The organism is Halorussus vallis (assembly GCF_024138165.1).
In the GTDB taxonomy this organism is placed as follows: Archaea; Halobacteriota; Halobacteria; order Halobacteriales; family Haladaptataceae; genus Halorussus; species Halorussus vallis.
In genome coordinates this window covers 880,921-897,359 of record NZ_CP100000.1, presented here as the reverse complement: position 1 = coordinate 897,359, position 16,439 = coordinate 880,921, and the positions used below count along the sequence as shown (strand labels likewise).

Annotated in this window: 19 protein-coding genes and 1 tRNA gene; 7 read left to right on the top strand and 13 right to left on the bottom strand. The window is 65.9% G+C overall.

From position 1 onward, the window contains the following. Together NGM07_RS04665 and NGM07_RS04660 are read left to right on the top strand one after the other, a co-directional pair. The gene (locus NGM07_RS04665; protein ID WP_253517742.1) at positions 1–930 is read left to right on the top strand and encodes a DUF7504 family protein; all 930 of its coding nucleotides are present in this window, start codon (positions 1–3) and stop codon (positions 928–930) included. Positions 931–1,021: 91 nt separating this feature from the next. Next, positions 1,022–1,654: a uracil-DNA glycosylase gene (locus NGM07_RS04660; RefSeq protein WP_253517740.1), complete on the top strand. Its 633-nt coding sequence runs from the start codon at positions 1,022–1,024 to the stop codon at positions 1,652–1,654. Positions 1,655–1,677: 23 nt separating this feature from the next. Here the strand turns inward: NGM07_RS04660 and NGM07_RS04655 are convergent, their stop codons facing one another. Beyond that, positions 1,678–1,878, bottom strand: coding sequence for a hypothetical protein (locus NGM07_RS04655; protein ID WP_253517737.1), 201 nt, complete (start codon positions 1,876–1,878; stop codon positions 1,678–1,680). Between the two features lie 633 nt (positions 1,879–2,511). Between NGM07_RS04655 and NGM07_RS04650 the strand changes: the two genes are divergently transcribed. Both NGM07_RS04650 and NGM07_RS04645 read left to right on the top strand, forming a co-directional pair. Further along, a complete protein-coding gene (locus NGM07_RS04650) occupies positions 2,512–3,267 on the top strand; it encodes a TIGR04282 family arsenosugar biosynthesis glycosyltransferase (RefSeq protein WP_253517735.1) in 756 nt (251 codons plus the stop codon). Between the two features lie 186 nt (positions 3,268–3,453). After that, the gene (locus NGM07_RS04645; RefSeq protein ID WP_253517733.1) at positions 3,454–4,455 is read left to right on the top strand and encodes a twin-arginine translocation signal domain-containing protein; all 1,002 of its coding nucleotides are present in this window, start codon (positions 3,454–3,456) and stop codon (positions 4,453–4,455) included. Here the strand turns inward: NGM07_RS04645 and NGM07_RS04640 are convergent, their stop codons facing one another. Further along, entirely contained in the window at positions 4,456–4,959 is a 504-nt protein-coding gene (locus NGM07_RS04640; protein WP_253517731.1) for a hypothetical protein, read from the bottom strand. It abuts the gene before it with no gap. 135 nt (positions 4,960–5,094) lie between these two features. On the opposite strand from NGM07_RS04640, the gene NGM07_RS04635 reads away from it, so the two are divergent. After that, a tRNA-Ser gene (locus NGM07_RS04635) sits at positions 5,095–5,177 on the top strand. A gap of 33 nt (positions 5,178–5,210) precedes the next feature. Here the strand turns inward: NGM07_RS04635 and sugE are convergent. The 8 genes from sugE to glmS all read right to left on the bottom strand — a co-directional run bounded on the left by sugE (position 5,211) and on the right by glmS (position 12,649). Then, positions 5,211–5,531, bottom strand: coding sequence for a quaternary ammonium compound efflux SMR transporter SugE (sugE, locus tag NGM07_RS04630; RefSeq protein WP_253517730.1), 321 nt, complete (start codon positions 5,529–5,531; stop codon positions 5,211–5,213). A gap of 81 nt (positions 5,532–5,612) precedes the next feature. Continuing rightward, the gene (locus NGM07_RS04625) at positions 5,613–6,545 is read right to left on the bottom strand and encodes a hypothetical protein (protein ID WP_253517728.1); all 933 of its coding nucleotides are present in this window, start codon (positions 6,543–6,545) and stop codon (positions 5,613–5,615) included. A gap of 81 nt (positions 6,546–6,626) precedes the next feature. Then, entirely contained in the window at positions 6,627–7,091 is a 465-nt protein-coding gene (locus NGM07_RS04620; protein WP_253517727.1) for a hypothetical protein, read from the bottom strand. 67 nt (positions 7,092–7,158) lie between these two features. After that, positions 7,159–8,196, bottom strand: a complete 1,038-nt coding sequence (citE, locus tag NGM07_RS04615; protein ID WP_253517725.1) for an L-malyl-CoA/beta-methylmalyl-CoA lyase — start codon at positions 8,194–8,196, stop codon at positions 7,159–7,161. Positions 8,197–8,225: 29 nt separating this feature from the next. After that, positions 8,226–9,392 (bottom strand): 2-methylfumaryl-CoA hydratase, encoded by a 1,167-nt coding sequence (mch, locus tag NGM07_RS04610; protein ID WP_253517724.1) that lies wholly within the window; start codon positions 9,390–9,392, stop codon positions 8,226–8,228. Next, a complete protein-coding gene (locus NGM07_RS04605; protein ID WP_253517722.1) occupies positions 9,385–10,761 on the bottom strand; it encodes a methylaspartate ammonia-lyase in 1,377 nt (458 codons plus the stop codon). Before NGM07_RS04605 ends, mch begins: the two co-directional genes overlap by 8 nt. Then, positions 10,758–12,191 (bottom strand): methylaspartate mutase subunit E, encoded by a 1,434-nt coding sequence (locus NGM07_RS04600; protein ID WP_253517719.1) that lies wholly within the window; start codon positions 12,189–12,191, stop codon positions 10,758–10,760. Before NGM07_RS04600 ends, NGM07_RS04605 begins: the two co-directional genes overlap by 4 nt. A 17-nt stretch (positions 12,192–12,208) precedes the next feature. After that, positions 12,209–12,649 carry a methylaspartate mutase subunit S gene (gene glmS, locus NGM07_RS04595; RefSeq protein WP_253517717.1) on the bottom strand — a complete coding sequence of 147 codons (441 nt, stop codon included), beginning with the start codon at positions 12,647–12,649 and terminating at the stop codon, positions 12,209–12,211. Positions 12,650–12,800: 151 nt separating this feature from the next. Between glmS and mct the strand changes: the two genes are divergently transcribed. Beyond that, entirely contained in the window at positions 12,801–13,979 is a 1,179-nt protein-coding gene (gene mct, locus NGM07_RS04590) for a succinyl-CoA:mesaconate CoA-transferase (protein WP_253517714.1), read from the top strand. 472 nt (positions 13,980–14,451) lie between these two features. On the opposite strand, the gene NGM07_RS04585 is transcribed toward mct, so the two are convergent. Further along, a complete protein-coding gene (locus NGM07_RS04585) occupies positions 14,452–14,667 on the bottom strand; it encodes a hypothetical protein (RefSeq protein WP_253517711.1) in 216 nt (71 codons plus the stop codon). A gap of 126 nt (positions 14,668–14,793) precedes the next feature. Between NGM07_RS04585 and NGM07_RS04580 the strand changes: the two genes are divergently transcribed. Further along, a complete protein-coding gene (locus NGM07_RS04580; protein ID WP_253517709.1) occupies positions 14,794–15,114 on the top strand; it encodes a DUF5785 family protein in 321 nt (106 codons plus the stop codon). A 45-nt stretch (positions 15,115–15,159) separates the two neighbouring features. On the opposite strand, the gene udk is transcribed toward NGM07_RS04580, so the two are convergent. Together udk and NGM07_RS04570 are read right to left on the bottom strand one after the other, a co-directional pair. Then, positions 15,160–15,930, bottom strand: coding sequence for a uridine kinase (gene udk, locus NGM07_RS04575; RefSeq protein ID WP_253517707.1), 771 nt, complete (start codon positions 15,928–15,930; stop codon positions 15,160–15,162). A 135-nt stretch (positions 15,931–16,065) separates the two neighbouring features. Then, the gene (locus NGM07_RS04570; RefSeq protein WP_253517706.1) at positions 16,066–16,260 is read right to left on the bottom strand and encodes a cold-shock protein; all 195 of its coding nucleotides are present in this window, start codon (positions 16,258–16,260) and stop codon (positions 16,066–16,068) included. Positions 16,261–16,439: the final 179 nt, after the last annotated feature.

The window sequence follows — 16,439 nt, the reverse complement described above, 5'->3', positions numbered from 1 at the left end:
ATGGCGGGTGCGAGAGAGACGAAACTGGTGCGGGCGCGGGTCGGCGGCGGCGCGAACACGCTCGTCCTCCGCGGGACGCCGGACGCCGGCGTCCCGCTGTCGCTGGTGACGAGCGAGCGGTCCCCGTGCGACGACGTGCTGGCGGTGACCTACCGCGGCGCACGAAGCTTCCTCGACGCGTGGCGCGACCGCGTCGGGCGCAGACCGCGGAACGTGGGTATCGTCAGCGTGGGCGCGACCATGCGCGCCACCGCGACGGCGAGCGGCGACGCCCGGAACCTGGTCCGCGGAGTTTCGGACCCGACCGACGCGCCGGCGATCCGCCGGTCGGTCGAGAGCTACCTCGATTCGTGGCCCGCGGACGGTCGGACCGTGGTCTGTTTCGACTCGGTGTCGACGCTGTTCGACCGGGTCGACGCCGACGCCGCGACGACGTTCCTCGGCGACGTCGCCCGCTCGCTCGCCGAGCGAGACGTCGAGGGCTACTTCAGCTTCGCGCCGTCGAATCACGACGAGGCGACGGTCCGGAACGTCTGTTCACTGTTCGACACGGTCGTCGAGTACGTCGCCGACGGGGCGTCCGAGGCGGCCACCGCCTCGGACGCCCCGTCGGCGACCCGGGAGACTCAATCGGCGGTTCCGGACGCTCCGTCCGAGGACGACTGCTTCGACGCGGTGGCCGACGCCAGACGACGGCGCGCGCTGGCACTGCTGGCGTCGGCCGACGGCGGCCTCTCGTCCCGCGACCTCGCCGAGTCAATCGCCGAGCGCGAGGGGGCCGACCGCCGGCGGGTCGAGACGTCGCTGGTCCAGGTCCACCTGCCGAAACTCGTCGAGCGCGGCCTCGTCGCGGAGGACGAGAGCGGGCGATTCACCGTCGGCCCGCACTTCGAGCGCGTCGAACTCTACCTGAACGTCGCGAGCGAGTAGCCCGCCGAGTTCCCCTCGACCGTCGACGACGGTCGACGACCGACCGCGGCTCCCGACCGTTTTTACGGCCCGAACTCCGAGGTGTACGACGATGGACGCGAACCAGCAGAGCCGGTCGAACCCGTTCGGGATGGACGAAACCTGCACCAACTGTCCCGAACTGTGCGAGACGCGCCGGACCGTCGTCCACGGTCACGGCGACGTGGGCGCCGACTTCCTGTTCGTCGGCGAGATGCCCGACGAGGGGGCCGACCGCACCGGCGTCCCGTTCACCGGCGACGAGCGCGGCGAGGCCCTTCAGAACGTCCTGGGCCACCTCGGGCTGAACAACTCCCTGCCGACCGCCGAGGACCCCGAACTGGAGAACGTCTACCTCACCTACCTCACCCGGTGTCGGGACCCCGAGCGCCCGCCGACAGACGAGGAGATTCGGACCTGCGAACCCTACCTCAACGCCGAGATTCGGATGATAAACCCCGAGATCATCGTCCCCGTCGGCGAGCGCGCGCTCGAGGCCATCGCGGCGGAGTACACTACGACGCCGGCCGAGGAGTTCGACTTGGAGGCGGCCCACGCGACCACGATACGCGGCCGGGGCTTCGAACTCGTGCCGATGGTCGACCCGCTCGAACAGACCGACGAGCAACGCGAAGCGTTCCTCGACCACTTCCTGGCGCTGATGGGGTCGGACTACCGCCAGACGAAGGGACGGCGCGGGCGCTGAGAAAGAAACCGAAACGGGCGATTCTACCAGTAGGGGTTCGTCCGCCAGCGCCGGGAGTGGGCGCCCCACTTGGCGGCCGCGAGGACCGCGAGCGCGACCAGCGCGGTGACCGCGAGCGCGGCGACGTTGCCGAGCACTTCCACGACGAGGCCGACGAGGCCGCCGACGGCGACGAACGCCAGCGCCGCCACCGCCAGCGCGGCGAGGGGTTTCCACCAGTTCATGTGCGCGTGTGTTGGTCGGTACGATACATAAATCGGTGGTATCCCTGAACGCCACCGTACTTGCAGGACGACGACAGCAACGCACACCGCGACTCGTAACGCATCGACGATAGGCGCTACTCCAGCAACGCACACCGCCACTCGCACGATTCACATGAGTACCGCACCGCGACCGCAGCCCACAGTCCTCCCCAGCCGATTCGCTCGTTCGCGTGCGCTCACTCGCTCATCCCTCGCACGTGATGGCGCGAGACGAGCTCGCGCCAGCGCGCGCCGTGACCAAAGGCCGATTTCGCGCATCTCCCTAGCCGGCGTGGCGCGCGCGGTCGCGGCCTCGTGCCGCGACCGATTCGTGCGAGGGACGACTGAGCGTCCCTACGGGACGCGACGGAGTCGGTTGGGGAGGACTGTGGTTGCAGTGGCGGTGCGGCTACTCAGTTGTATCGTGTAAGCAGAACACTCCGTTCGACAATCGTCCTCCCTCTCCGAAATGCTAAGCAGGACGCATCGCCCGTCAATCAACGTGCGTCTTCAAAGTGCGAGCAGAATACGCCGGTCGAACGATAGCAACCACGCACAGAGTTCCAGGTCCGAAACACGCCTTTCAAGGCCGCGGGCCACCGAGACGAACCCATGACAGTCATCGCCGTTTTTGCCGACCCGCCGCGGGAGGGCCTCGTTCTGCCCCGACTCCCGGAGTCCAGTCCGCTCTCGGCCGCGGAAGCGACCGAACTCTACGCCGCGTCGCTCAAGGACACCTTCCGGGCCGCCGCCAACAGCGGCGGGGAGTTGCTCGTCAACTACCGAACCGACGACGACCTGCCCGACGAGCACGCCGGCGAGCAGAGCGCCGAGGCGGAGTTGCGCGCGCTGGCGACCGACGCCCTCGACTCGACCGACGACGTGCGCTTCGAGAAGCAGGTCGGCTCCTCGTTCGCGGCGCGGGCGGGCAACACGGTGACCCACCTCCTCGAACGGGAAGAGGCGCAGTCGGCCGCGGTCGTACCGGGGACCGCGCCGACGCTCACCCGCAAGGAGATCGACAGCGCCGCGATGAAACTCCGGCGCAACGACGTGGTGCTCGGGCCGGGCGAGCGCGGTCGGGTGTTCTTCGCGGGGTTCACCGAAACCATCGACTTCGAGGACGCCTACGCCGCGCCGGAACTGGAGACGCTGACGAACCGGGCGGTCGACGCGGGCCACGAGGTCGACTACCTGCCAGCGATGCCCGGCGTCGAGGACGGCGAGTCGCTGGCGTCGCTCGTCCCGATGCTGAACGCCCGAATCGCGGCCGAGCGAATCGTCCCGGAGTTCACCGCGACGCTGCTCCACGAGTGGGGCCTGCGCGCGGTCGAGGAGGACGGCGAGCGCGTTCTCGTCCGGACGTAGACCTTAATCCACTAATACTTGGGTGAAGCCGAATACACCGTGTAATTCTCACCCAAAACCAGATAAGATGCTACATATTAAATCGGTTATGTATATGTGGGCGACAATAATACACATAATAATGATTTATTAAATGCCTGTTGCTAGCAGAAATATTTATAGCGTGCCCGTTGGAGTTACGGACGCATGTCGAGTAAAAATAATAAGTCGGTTAAGAAAGATAGAAGAGCATTCCTCAAGAAGGCAGCCGCCACCGGTATAAGTGGTGCTGCGCTCTCACTCGGTGTGACGGCCAAGGAGGCAATGATTGCTTCTGCGGTTTCCGACCCGCAAGATCACTGGGAGAAACACGACAAGTCAGAGATTGCTAACACTTGGGACTTCGGTCAGTACCACACTACGTCCGTTGGCTGGTACGGTGCAACTTACGAAGGCGACCGAGAAGGTTGGTGCCATGACTTCCGCGTTGCAACGACGTTATCGGGACGGGACACCAACGACCCTTCGAAATACGTTCCTACCATCCAGAAGCACAGACTGTGGGTTACCGCAGGCACTCTCGACGACCTCAAAGGGTCGTATCTGCCCGAGTACTACGGTGCGACTCCCTCACCCGACGGAGATAACCATAGCCATGAAGACTTTCTCCAAGCAGTGATGAAAAACGCGATTACCACGATGGTCAGTGCTCATCCAATTACGAACTTTGCCTGGACTGCAGCACAGACCATTAACAAACTCTCGAACTGGGGCGACAGTAACGGTAGTTACGCAATCGACGATACGTGGGACTATAGTACGGTCCACGCCGATGCGTCACACATTCGGTGGATAGAAGCCTGCACTCGGGATGAAGGTCGATTTGATATCGGTACAGAATCATGGGGTAAACTTGATCGCGATTGTAGCGTGACGTTCAACTTCAAACTGACTGACTACTACGCTCCCGAGGAAGGAACAATCGGTACGCTCTCCACAACCTCAACGACGAAGAAAACTAACTTCGGTACGACGCTGTTTCGGCCGAAAGAAGGGTGGCTTGTCGAAAAAATCCCTGCGGCCAAGATTGAACCGAGAGGTAGAGCCCTTGGTTTCGGGCGAGAACAGATGGCACGATTACAAGACCGGATTCGAGCAGACAAACCGATTTACTTCGCACACAAAGCTCCTATCGGACTCGAAAACTGACTACACTTTTTCTTTTTCGGTCGTTGAGCAATCTGGCGTGTCATTAAGCGCTGTGAGAGTTCCTTCTGGAGTGATTCGGATAGTCACGTTAATGCATCCCTTTTCGTACGGCAACTCTTTTAATTGGAGCTCCGTTCGATCTGATTTAAAATCAAGGGTTGCACTGACTGTCCAATTTCCTTCCTCTCGAGGAAAAGCAGGTGGCTTGACGAGTTCGGTTCCCGCGACGTTTGTCTCATCATCGAATGCAGCAACTTGATATTTCTTCCTTAAAACGACATTCGATTCTCGCTTAATTTGCAGCCTTATGGCGTGGGGACTTTCGTGGTGATTACTTAACGTAACGTATTCTAGAATTAGGTTCGAAGAGTTCGCTGTAGTTGATTCGCTTTCAGAGTTCGACTCCCTACTTGAGCGGAACGTCGATAGGCAACCGGCACTTCCAAAGAAAAAGCCACATGCTGCAACCAGTACTCCCCTTCGTGTTTCTCGATTTGAGGGCATAGAGTCCAAAACGAATCTCGGTGCAATAAACATAGTGGTAACTGCCACTATCTGTACTACTTAGCTCGCCAACTGGGACGTCCAACACGTATATATCGATACCTCTTAAGGCATGGGGATACTGAGAAAAATTGAGGTGGGATGGCAGAGCGGCCTATTGCGCCTGCCTTGAAAGCAGGTGGCGTCAAGCCTCATGGGTTCAAATCCCATTCCCACCGCATTCTCCGACGAACTGACGGCGAAGGACGTAATCAGTGCCCGGCCGTGAGCTTCAGCCCCGCCACTCCGCCGACGATGCAACAGATGAACAGTAGCCGGGCCGCACTCCGGGGTTCGCCGAACAGGACGACGCCGGCGATTGCGGTGCCGACCGCGCCGATGCCGGTCCAGACCGCGTAGGCCGTGCCGATGGGCAGAGTCTTCACGGCCTGGGAGAGCAGCGCCATGCTCACGACCATCGCGGCGACGGTGGCGACGCTCGGCCAGAGCTTCGTGAACCCGTCGGTGTACTCGAGGCCGACCGCCCACCCGATTTCGAACGCCGCCGCGAGCAGCAGATACGTCCACGACATCTTCTGTCCCTCGGGGCGTCTGCCGCCTATACGTTTCGAACCGGGGCCTGCGTTCGAGGGAATCGGCGCGCGCCGCGGGCGTCACCAGCTTTGGATGCCGGTTTCGAAGAAGAGAACGACCGCGCTGTTGGTCAGTATCAGACTCGCGTACGCCAGCGCCGGCACGACGAGCGAATCGCTCCGGTCGTAGGTGTCGGCGGCGACGCCCAGCACCGCGACGTGCGAGAGGGCGAACAGCCCTTCGGCGAGCGACTCGGTCCCGAGGACGCCCGACGAAACCACGAGCGCGACGAACAGCAACGCGGGCGCGTGGGCCAGGTACTGGAGCAGTTCGTTGTCGGTGCGTCGAGTCGCGTACAGCGCGACCCCGAGCGCGAGGACGAACAGCGCCGCGCCGACGAGTTTCCCCCGGTCGGGGACCGTCGCCAACCCGCCGGTCGTGCTCGTCATCACGAACCCCGTGGCGAGCGTCGTCAGGACGGCGGCCCGCCGCCCGCCGACGACCTCCGCGAAGCTCTCCTGGACGAGTACCTGACAGATGAGGACGAGGCTCGGGACCCCGACCAGCAGGCTCAGTCCGACGACCGTCAGAATCGGGGCCAGCGGTTCCGAAGCGGCGTAGTACGTCTTGGTGAGCGAACCGTAAGGGACGCCGGTGAACGACCCGACGAACGCAGTGACTCCGACGAACGCCGCGGGGGCGACGCCGGCCAGTACGAGCAGTCTCACGTCGCGCCGGGACGGAGCCGCCAGTCCGACCGAGAGTCCCCGGAAGCGGGCGTACGCCCCGACGAACAGCGCGAGTCCAGCGACGAACAGACCGCCGGTCACCAGCCCGACGACCGCCAGTCCGCCGGACGTCCAGACCGACTCGACCACCGCCGACAGCGGGTCCGTGACGAGGCCCACGACGTGCCGCCAGAGCGAGACTCCGACCAGCGCCGCGGTGACGACCGCCAACTCGGCCGAAGTCGGGAAGTTCGACCGGACGTCGCGTCCGCTTTCGAGTGACATAGTATCTCCGTGCAGATGCTAGCTATTTATTTTTTGTCACCAACTCGGCGGTCGAACGAGTCGGCCGGCTCTTCGAATCGGTCACCTTCGGTCGGCGACGGTCCGCATCGTCAACCGCGCGACCGTTCCGGCGACGAATCCGGCGACGGCCGAGGTGAGACAGGCGACTGCGTACGCGAGCACGAGCGCCCACGCGGGCGCGTCGCCCGGCGGAACCGCGCCGCGAAGCCACGCCGCGAGGTCGACGGCGACGAAGGTGACCCCGACGACCGCGACCGGGGCGAGTCCGATTCCGAGACAGAGGAGCAGGCCGCCGCCGCGGAAGGCCGCGACGGCCGCGACGAGCGTGGGCGCGTAGAAGAGCGCCAGCGGAAACGCCCGGTAGTAAAGGACGTTCGCCAGGTCGCCCGCGCCGACGGCGCGGGCGACGAGCACCAGCGCGAAGAAGGCGGCGACGACGGCGGCGTACCCGCCGACGAACAGTTTCCAGCGGCGTCGGCGGTTCGTCTCGCGACCGAAGACGAGGCGTCGGAGGAGTTCGCCCATCGGTCGCGTAGTTATTAGCCGGACGACAAAAAGTAGCCGGTCGAGGGTGCGCGGTTCCGCCTCGAACTCACGCCACGGCGAGCGCGCGGTCGAGCAGGTCCTCGTCGTAGAACTCGGTCGTCTGGGACTCGCGGGCGTCGTGGACCGCCCGGACCGTCGCCACCGTGTTCTCGAAGTTCTTGAGCGTGGCCTCGTCGACCATCTGGCCGTCGATGGCGACCGCACCCGTGCCGGTGTCCTTCGCCTCGGTGAACGCCTCTATCTTCCGGACGGCGGTCCGGAGTTCCTCGTCTGTCGGCAGGTGGATGCGGTTGGCCTGTGCGGTCTGGTTGGGGTGGAGCGACCAGCTTCCGTCGAGGCCGACCCTGGCCTCTCGCTCGACGTGGTCGGCGTAGCCGTCGCCGTTGTAGAAGGTGACACCCGCTCGCTCGCGGAAGAGGCGGTCGAACGGGCCGCCGATGGCCGCGATATCGTTGGCGCTGGCTTCGTTCGACATCGCCTCGTAGAGGCTGGGCCAGGCCGGGCGCTCGTCGCCGGTCGCACCGCCGAGTTCGCGCCCCCCGAGTTCGGCGGTGTAGTCGACCGGGCCGAAGACGAGCGCGGCGAGTCGCGAGTCGCCGCCGAACCGGGCGATTTCTCGGAGGTCCGACCGGGCGCGGGCGGTCTCGACGATGACTGCCAGTTCGAGGTCGGCGCCGGTTTCGCGGGCCGCCGCGGCGACCGCCGACTCGGCGGCCTGCACGTCGTCGAGGCGGCCGACCTTCGGGACGACCACGCCGTCCAAGTGCTCGCCGACCGCTTCGGCGAGCGTTCGAATCTGCTCTTCGCCGCGCTCGCGGGTGGTCCCGTCGTCGTAGGCCCACTCGACCCGGGGCCAGATTTCGCCCGCGAACTCGGGGGCGTACTCCGGCAGAAGGCCTTGGACGTTCTCCAGCGCCTCGTCTTTCATGTCCGGGGCGGTGCCGTCTTCGAGGTCGGGCACCAGCCAGTCGGGGGCCTGGAACCCCTCGGTCGTGAGGCCCGAGCGGAGGTACTTCGCGCTGTCGTCGCGGGGGACGCCAGCGGGCGCGGTCTGGAACGTTCGGCAGAGTCGAGTGTTCATCATGGATTGAATCGTCGTCGGTGAATCGTCGTTCAGGTTCGCTTGCGAATCAGTGCGGTTCGGGTGCCGGAGTACACCGGCCGACCGTCCTGGTCGAAGGCGAAGTGCCGGAAGGTGACCTCGCCGGCTTCCGCCGGGTCCGGCGCGCCGGACCCGGCGGCGCGTCCCTCGCCGGCGCCGTGCTCCGTCCCGGCGTCGAAGTAGTCGCCGTCGGCTTCGCGCGCGTCGAGGACGCGCGTGAAGCCGTAGACGGTGTCGCCCGCGGTCACGAAGTCGTGGAACCGCTCATCGTCGCAGCCGACCTCGCAGACGGTCGCTTCGTCCGAGCGGGCGTGGGCGAGCGCGATCGATCGGGTGACGTCGCCGTAGGCGACGATTTCGCCCGACGGCGAGTCGGCCATCGCGTCGGCGTTGTGGTGCTGTTTCGCGGTGTTGAGCGTGGCCAGCGGGAGCGCGGCGACCGTGGTGTCGTCCATGGTCCGGCCGCGTTCGTGGCGGTAGGCGACCGCGGCGTCTCGACCCTCCGCCCGGTCGAGCGCCTCGCGGAAGTCCTCGAAGTACTCGCCCTCGGGCGCGAGGAGTTCGTCGGGGAGGTCCGACTCGGGCGGTTCCTCGCCGGTCGTCGCTCCCTCGCCGTCGGTCACACCCTCGCCGTCGGTCGCCATCGGCTCCCGGCGCGGAATCATGTTCGTCCGGGTGTACGACAGCAGGCGGTCGCCGGTCGCGGCGTCGTAGCCGGTCGTCTCCCAGGTCACGATGCCGAACGCGGGCCGAGAACTCGACTCGCGCTTGGCCTCGACGGTGGACTCGACCCGGAGCTCCGCGCCCGGTTCGACCGCGGGGGCGTGGTACCGCAGGTCGTCGCGGCCGAGGAAGTAGCCGCCCTTCTCGCTCAGGTCCTCGACGCTCGCGCCCATCACGCAGGCCAGCAGGTAGTCGGGGTGGACCGGCGGGTCGGCGCTTCCCGACGTTCCCCGGCGACCTTCGGTCGCGGCCGCGACCGAGGGTCGCCAGTAGGCCGGGTCGTAGTTGAGCGTCTGGCCCATCCAGAACTCGCTCCCGCGCCGCGAGAGCACCAGTCCGGGGTCGTGCTCGACGACCTCGCCCTCCTCGAAGTCCTCGAAGCAGCTGCCCTTCTCCTTGGTTTCGGCGCGGCCGAGGAGCGCCTCGAACGCGTCGGGGTCGGTCCAGTCAGTCATCGGCCACCTCCGGCCCGTCGGCCGCGGGCGCGGCCGACGAGCGGTCGCCGTCGCTCGAAGGACGACCGTCGCCGCCGGGTGCGGGATAGTCGGCGTACTCCGCGAGCGCGAGCGCTCGGCGCATCTCGTTCTCCATCACCATGTAGCCCTCGTCGAAGCCCATGCCCGGTTTGGCGAGCACCTGGGCGGCGTCCGTGGCGAGCGCGACGTGGGCGCAGGCCCTCGCGGATTCGACCGTCTCGTTGCAGGTGCCGCCCAGATACGCGCGGGTGTCGGTGCCCCGGCAGTAGAGCACCGCCTCGGCGCTCCGCTGGACTCCGCCGAGGTCGGGGGTCTTGACCTGCACGAGGTCGGCCGCGTCCGCGTCGACGAACGTCCGCACGTCGTCGAAGGTGTTGCACCACTCGTCGGCCACGATGTCGACGTTCACGCCCGCGTCGGCGAGGCCGTCGCGGAGTTCGGCCATCGCGCGGATCTGCTCGGTTCGGCCGCCCTCGTCCATCGGTCCCTCGACCTGGAGGGGATAGGGTCCCGCGGCCTCGCCCAACTCGGCGAAGTAGTCGGTCACCTTCGGGCGGTCGTACGGCGGGCCGAACACCTCTCCGAGGACGCCGTAGACGTCCACGTGGAAGCGTGGTTCGTAGCCCTCGGGACCGAGTTCGGTCGCGCGCGAGGCGAGCCACTCGACGTACTCGCGGAGTCGCCCGCCGTCCTCGCCGACCTTCTCGACGCTGTTGAACAGGCCGTGGGGCAGGACGGGGACGCCCTTCAGCGCCATCTTCTCGGCGTTCAGCCGGCGGTCGTCGCCCGACTGGCCGAAGACGGGTATCGGTTGGGTCGCGGGGTCGACGCCGAACTCGTCTGCGAGCACCTCGGTCTTCGTCTCTCGCCGGGCGCTCGCGGCCGCGTCGAGCAGTGCCTGGGAGACTCCATAGCGAATCGCGGTGTGGAGGCGGTCGCCGCCGGGCCGCAGTTCCTCGACGATTGACGCGTTCGTCCCGAAGTCGGCGGCGTCCCGCCCGGCCAGCGCTTCGGCGACCGGCCCTTCGACGACCGGCGCGAACTCCTCGGCCCGGAACAGCGGGTCCCGGCCGCCCGCGCCCGAGTACTGGACGGCGGCGCAGTCGCCGGTCGCCACCGTGCCGTCGCCGAGTTCGAGAACGACGCTAACCGCCTCGCCGGCCTGCCGGATGCGGTCGAAGCCCTCGGTCACCGGGTCGCCGCGGTAGGCGAAGCCGTCCTGCTCGGCTCCGGCCTTGATGGCGCGCTGGTCGTCGAAGAAGAACCCCGACGCGCACGGGACCGCTTTCACGGACTCGACGACCGGCGCGTCGTCCGACGACGCGCCGGTCCCAGAGTCGCGGCTCACGCCCCCTCACCTCCCGGTCGGCCGATGAGCCGCCCCTCGCTGATGGCGTCGACGTCGTCGGCGACCATCTGGAACGAGCGGTCGCGGTTCTCCTTCCTGGCACGTTGGTCGAGTCGCTGAACGTGGACGTCCTTCAAATCCTGGTCGAGCGCCAGATTGCCGAACTGGAGGATGCGCACTCGACCGTCGTCGTCGCGGGCCGGCAGCACCGCGCTCTTGGCGCTCTGGCTGGGGGCGAACGGCACGTCGAGTTTGCCTGTCTCGAACGCCTGGACGGTTCCCTGGACCACGTCCTCGTCGCCGAGTTCGAGTATCGTATCCATCAGCGAGCGAGTCGACTCCTCGACGAACTGCTGTTCGCGGTCGACGCCGTCGATGTCGATGTCCTGTTCGCGCATCATATCGATGAGCTGTCTGGTGGTTCGCAGTCCCGCGGCGTTGGCCTCCTTGGTGGGGACCCCGCCGAACTCCTGGGGTGACTTGGTGATGACCTTGTCCGGTTCCGCGATGGCGGCGGTGGCCGCCCCGAGCGCGATGACGCCGTTCGCCCGGGCCTCGTCAGGCGGGAAGCCGCCCATCCACTCGTGGAAGACGGTGGTGACGGTGACCTCGTCGGGGAGGTACTCCTCGCCGAGCGCCCGGAGCGCCCGGAGCGCGGCGATGTCCTGGACGAGGTTGCCGACCTGGCCGTAGCCGAGCGTGACGCTCCTGACCCCCTGGGTGGCCGCGAGCATCCCCTCGACCAGGCCGATGGCGATGGCGATGCTCGGGGGGACCAGCGTCCCGGTCAGCGGGCCGAACGGCTCACGGTTGATGCGGACGCCCCGTTCGGTGTAGGCGCCCGCGAGTCGGTCGACGTACTGCCAATGTTCGATGGTCTCCGCGAGGTCGTGCTCCTTCGTGTACGGGATGTTGTACGAGATGGGGCCGCCCTCGAAGCTCTGGAAGCCGCCGGCGAAGGTGACCGCCGCCAGCAAGCGGGCGTCGGGCGTGCCGTGGCGCACCTCGATGGGAGCGTCGAGCGCCTCGATGAGCTGTCGACAGCCCTCGACCCCGTGGTTGACCGCCGGAAAGCCGTTGAGGGTGTCCTCGCCGCTCTCGCGGGCTTCCTCCAGGCCCTGTTGGGCCTTCTCGTACTCGTTGTCCCGAGTGTATGAGTCGATGGTGGTCGGGAGCAGGTCGGCCCGGCCGGCGTCCTGGAGGTGGCCGAGCACGGTGATTTGGTCGTCAAGTCGGGGGACGCCGGCCCGCGGCTGGAGCAGCGGCCGGTCGGCCGACTCCAGGACGCGGGCGAACTGCTTGCCCGCGGGTAGCGAGTCGTGGTAGTCGACGGCCTCCTCGAAGTCGAGGTCCTCGACCGTCCAGTCCCGTCGAATCTCGTCGTCGATACGTGTGAGCGTCTCTGCCGATAGTCGTTGGTCGCGTAACATCGTGGAAAACGAACCGCTCAGGAGGTGAGTCTCACCCGTTCGGAGTCGGACTCCGTGAGGTTCATGTCGTTTCGCAGGGCGGCGATGGCCTCCATCGGCTTGGTCTCCGAGTCGAAGACGCGGTCGAAGCCCATCTCGCGGAACTTCTCGCGGGTTTCCGCGAAGTCGTCCTGGCCGACCGCGAGGTTGCCGCCGATGTAGGTGACGGGGTCGATTCCGGCGGCCTCGATGGCTTCGTGGAATCCCCGGCAGTCCTGCTCGGCGTGGCCGTACAACGAGGAGACGAGTACCGCGTCACCCTCGTGTGCCTGCGCCGCGTCGATGAACTCCTGCTGGCTGGACTGGACCCCGAGGTTGACGACCTCGAAACCCGCCGCGTCCAGCGCCTGTTCGAGTATCGTGATCCCGACGGCGTGCGCGTCGGACCCGATGACGCCGAGGATGACTGTCGCTGACATCGCGTGTAGAACTACAATGAACAATACTTAAAGATAATCATTGTTCATGATTAATGTCCTTAAGGGTCATTTCAGCCTCCGTGTGTGCCTACGACACAAAGTGCATGATTTATTGCGAAGGTTTTTGGGCCGGCCACCCGACGCCAAGACCATGGCAGCGCTGGACGACGTGCGCGTACTCGACCTGACGCAGGTGCTCGCCGGACCCTACTGTACGATGTTGCTCGCCGACCTCGGGGCCGACGTGGTGAAGATAGAGCGCCCCGGCGGCGACCTCATCCGACCGAACCCGCCGTTCGTCACCGAGGACGACGCCTACGGCGGCTACTTCCAGAGCGTCAACCGCGGCAAGCGGAGCCTGGAGATGGACCTCACCGACGAGAGTGACCGCGAGGACTTCCTCGCGCTCGTGGAAGACGCCGACGTGGTCGTCGAGAACTTCCGAGCCGGGACGATGGAGAAGTTCGACCTCGCGTACGAGCGCCTGCGCGAGGAGAACCCCGGCCTGGTCTACGCCTCCATCCGGGGGTTCGGCGACCCGCGCACGGGCGAGACGGACCGCCAAGGCCAGCCCTCGTTCGACCTCATCGCCCAGGCGCTGGGCGGCGTGATGCAGATCACCGGTCAGGAGGACGGCCCGCCGACGAAGGTCGGGCCGGGCATCGGCGACCTGTTCACCGCGACGCTGAACGCCGTGGGCATCCTCGCGGCGCTCCGCCACCGCGACCGGACCGGCGAGGGCCAGTTCGTCGACACCGCGATGTACGACTCGATGATTTCGATGTGCGAGCGCGCGGTCTACCAGCACTCCTACACCGGCGAAGTGCCCAAGCGCCGCGGCAACTCCCACCCGACGCTGTTCCCCTACAACGCCTTCGAGGCCGAAGACGGCTACGTCGTCGTCGCCGCCTTCGGCGACAACCACTGGCGGGCGCTGTGCGAGGCGATGGACCGCCCGGACCTCGCCGCCGACTACCCGACCGCGGGCGACCGACTGGAGAACCGCGAGCACCTCCGAGCCGAAATCGCCGACTGGACCGCTGACCTGCCAGAAGCCAAAATCTGCGACCTGCTGGAAGGTTCGGTGCCCTGCGCGCCGGTCCAGGACGTCGAAGACATCTTCGCGGACCCTCACGTCCACGCGCGCAACATGCTCGTGGACGTCGAACAACCCGGCGCCGACCAGGAGGTCACCATCGCCGGGTCGCCCATCAAGTTGAGCGAGACGCCGACCAAGCCCGGCGAGCGCGCACCCCTGCTGGACGAACACCGCGAGGAACTGCTCGGCGACCGCGAGACGAACGCCGCGGAAGCGAGCGACGACGACTGAGGCGACCGACGGAGACGACATCGACCCTTCTCTCCGCGAGGGCGCGTCCCCGCGCATCGCGCGGGGACGCGCCCGGACGCTCGACCGACCTTCCGGTCTTAAAGCGCACCGACCCACATCCCGCGAAGGCGGTCGGTTTTACAAACGCGACGGGGGTGTCACCGATTACCGTGGAACGCTCGGTGAATCGACCGGCGAAAGCGCCCGGCCGACCAACCGACGGGCGGGACTGAAAGGGGTCGGGCGCTCGCGGGCCGCAGGCCCGTGGTCGTCTGCGCAGGCCACTATTCGCGGCGCGGTGATGCCGCGCCGCGAATATCCTGCGTCAGCGACCGCGAGTTCTGTCGGAGACAAGCTCCGACAACGTCACGCCCGCTTCGCTCGCGTGACCGCCCGGGGGCTTTCGAGGCGGTCAGAGTCTCGGTTACTGCGGTTCGTATCGAGTGCACAGCGGTGCTATCGAGACTGACGGTCACGGATGTCTCCGCTCATTCACTTCGTTTCCGATTCGCTTTCGGAAGTAGAAGTAGAGCACAAATCCGAGGGGACCGACCACGTTCGTCGGTATCATCGCGATACCGTAGAGGTGCGCGTGTTCGCTCCCTCTCCGCCTCGCATCGAGATACACGAGATACGAGAGTCCGAGTAGAACGCAGACGCTTCCGACCAGAACCCTCGACGTGTCCATGGACGACGAACACATCGTCGTTAGATACGCTTTCGGGTCCATCTGCGAAAACGCCGGCGCCCGTAAGTCGACTCGCGCCCGCGGCGAACGGTAAACTCTTTTTGTACCCCGTTCGACGTGCCACACATGGACTGGCCGCACGACCCCGACGGCGAGGAAGGCAGCGAAGGCGGGCGCAAGTACGGCATGGCGATTCTCGCCAAGAAACTCGACGAGGACGAGGACTTCCCGCTCACCCGCGAGGAGTTCGTCGCGGAACACGCCGACGAGCCGATTCGCATCAACTACAAGCGCGTCGTCAGCGTCGAGGACATCTTCGAGCACATTGACCAGGACGAGTACGAGGACATCGTCGACTTCCACAAGGCGGTCGGGCGCGCGATGCGCCGCGGCGGGTTCTGGGACTACCACCCGAAGGGCGCCGACCCCGAGAAGAAGAGCGCCTGAAATCCGTCCGAAATCGGTGTTCGGGGGCGGCGTCCGTCTCCCGAACTACCGACGCAGTTCCTCTCCTTCGTTCTCTTCGTCGCCGACGTTTCCGCCGGGACCCGCGTTCGTAGCGCCCGCGTCGGTGCCGGCGACCGCGTAGCGTTCGGGGTCTTCGCGCTCGACGCCGTCCTCGCCGAGCGTCCACCCCGACCCCGAGTTGGTGTAGGTTTCTGCCCGAACCTTCTCCTCCAGGAGGTCGACGGCGACGGCGTTCGCGCCCTCGGGGATGATGAGGTCGGCGCGCTTCTTCGACGGTTCGACGAACTGCTCGTGCATCGGCTTGACCGTCGAGAGGTACTGGTCGATGACGCCCTCGAGGTCGCGGCCCCGGTCGACCACGTCGCGCTCGATGCGCCGGAGGATGCGCACGTCGGCGTCGGTTTCGACGTAGACGTGGAGGTCCATCATCTCGTTGACGTCCTCGTCGTACAGCGCGAAGATGCCCTCGACGACGATGACGTCGGTCGGTTCGACGGTTTCGGTCTCGTCCTTGCGGTTGTGAGCCGAGAAGTCGTACTGGGGCATCTCGATGGTCTGGCCCGCCAGCAGGGCGTCGAGGTGCTCGCGCAGGAGGTCCCACTCGAACGCCGACGGATGGTCGTAGTTGACCTCCGTGCGCTCCTCGAAGTCGAGGTGCGAGAGGTCCTTGTAGTAGTTATCCATCGGGATTCGCGTCACCGAATCCTCGACCTCCTCGGTGATCTCGCGGGCCACCGTCGTCTTTCCGGCCCCCGTCCCACCGGCGATTCCCACCACGAACGACGGGATGGTCATTAGCAGGGTGGAGGAGAGACTCCGGTTTGAATCTCCCGGAATGGAACTCGCGGCGTCGAACGACGCCGTCGCTCGCGTGAAGTAGTTGTACGGAAAAGCGCGTTCATCCGCCGTCAGGCGGCCTGAAAGCGTTGTTTAAAGACGCGTGACGTTCGTCGCGCGCGGGCCCTTGGGGGCGTTTTCGATACTGAACTCGATATCCGTTCCCTCTTCGAGGTCGGGGCCGCCAACGTCCTCCATGTGGAAGAACACGTCGTCGTCCGCGTCGTCCGTCGAGATGAAACCGTAGCCGCCTGTGTCGTTGAAGAAATCAACGTTGCCTTCTGCCATTGCGAGTAGACGAATGTCCTTCCCAGGGATAAGTATTTGGAAGTTCGTCCAGAGATAGTGGTCTTGATTTGAAATTATTTCTCTATATAGCCCTCTCAGTTGACGAACTCGACCGACTCGGCACTTCGTCCCGAAATTCCGTTCGATTCGGCAGTTCCCCTCGAGGTTCCGTCCGCATC

Excerpts from the sequence above, each read along its gene's own strand:
- NGM07_RS04580 (WP_253517709.1), top strand. The coding sequence starts at position 14,794 with ATGGACTGGCCGCACGACCCCGACGGCGAGGAAGGCAGCGAAGGCGGG.
- NGM07_RS04665 (WP_253517742.1), top strand. The coding sequence starts at position 1 with ATGGCGGGTGCGAGAGAGACGAAACTGGTGCGGGCGCGGGTCGGCGGC.
- udk (WP_253517707.1), bottom strand. The coding sequence starts at position 15,930 with ATGACCATCCCGTCGTTCGTGGTGGGAATCGCCGGTGGGACGGGGGCC.
- citE (WP_253517725.1), bottom strand. The coding sequence starts at position 8,196 with ATGATGAACACTCGACTCTGCCGAACGTTCCAGACCGCGCCCGCTGGC.
- NGM07_RS04570 (WP_253517706.1), bottom strand. The coding sequence starts at position 16,260 with ATGGCAGAAGGCAACGTTGATTTCTTCAACGACACAGGCGGCTACGGT.
- NGM07_RS04650 (WP_253517735.1), top strand. The coding sequence starts at position 2,512 with ATGACAGTCATCGCCGTTTTTGCCGACCCGCCGCGGGAGGGCCTCGTT.
- sugE (WP_253517730.1), bottom strand. The coding sequence starts at position 5,531 with ATGTCGTGGACGTATCTGCTGCTCGCGGCGGCGTTCGAAATCGGGTGG.
- NGM07_RS04640 (WP_253517731.1), bottom strand. The coding sequence starts at position 4,959 with ATGCCCTCAAATCGAGAAACACGAAGGGGAGTACTGGTTGCAGCATGT.
- NGM07_RS04600 (WP_253517719.1), bottom strand. The coding sequence starts at position 12,191 with ATGTTACGCGACCAACGACTATCGGCAGAGACGCTCACACGTATCGAC.
- NGM07_RS04620 (WP_253517727.1), bottom strand. The coding sequence starts at position 7,091 with ATGGGCGAACTCCTCCGACGCCTCGTCTTCGGTCGCGAGACGAACCGC.
- NGM07_RS04660 (WP_253517740.1), top strand. The coding sequence starts at position 1,022 with ATGGACGCGAACCAGCAGAGCCGGTCGAACCCGTTCGGGATGGACGAA.
- glmS (WP_253517717.1), bottom strand. The coding sequence starts at position 12,649 with ATGTCAGCGACAGTCATCCTCGGCGTCATCGGGTCCGACGCGCACGCC.
- NGM07_RS04655 (WP_253517737.1), bottom strand. The coding sequence starts at position 1,878 with ATGAACTGGTGGAAACCCCTCGCCGCGCTGGCGGTGGCGGCGCTGGCG.
- mct (WP_253517714.1), top strand. The coding sequence starts at position 12,801 with ATGGCAGCGCTGGACGACGTGCGCGTACTCGACCTGACGCAGGTGCTC.
- NGM07_RS04625 (WP_253517728.1), bottom strand. The coding sequence starts at position 6,545 with ATGTCACTCGAAAGCGGACGCGACGTCCGGTCGAACTTCCCGACTTCG.
- mch (WP_253517724.1), bottom strand. The coding sequence starts at position 9,392 with ATGACTGACTGGACCGACCCCGACGCGTTCGAGGCGCTCCTCGGCCGC.
- NGM07_RS04645 (WP_253517733.1), top strand. The coding sequence starts at position 3,454 with ATGTCGAGTAAAAATAATAAGTCGGTTAAGAAAGATAGAAGAGCATTC.
- NGM07_RS04585 (WP_253517711.1), bottom strand. The coding sequence starts at position 14,667 with ATGGACACGTCGAGGGTTCTGGTCGGAAGCGTCTGCGTTCTACTCGGA.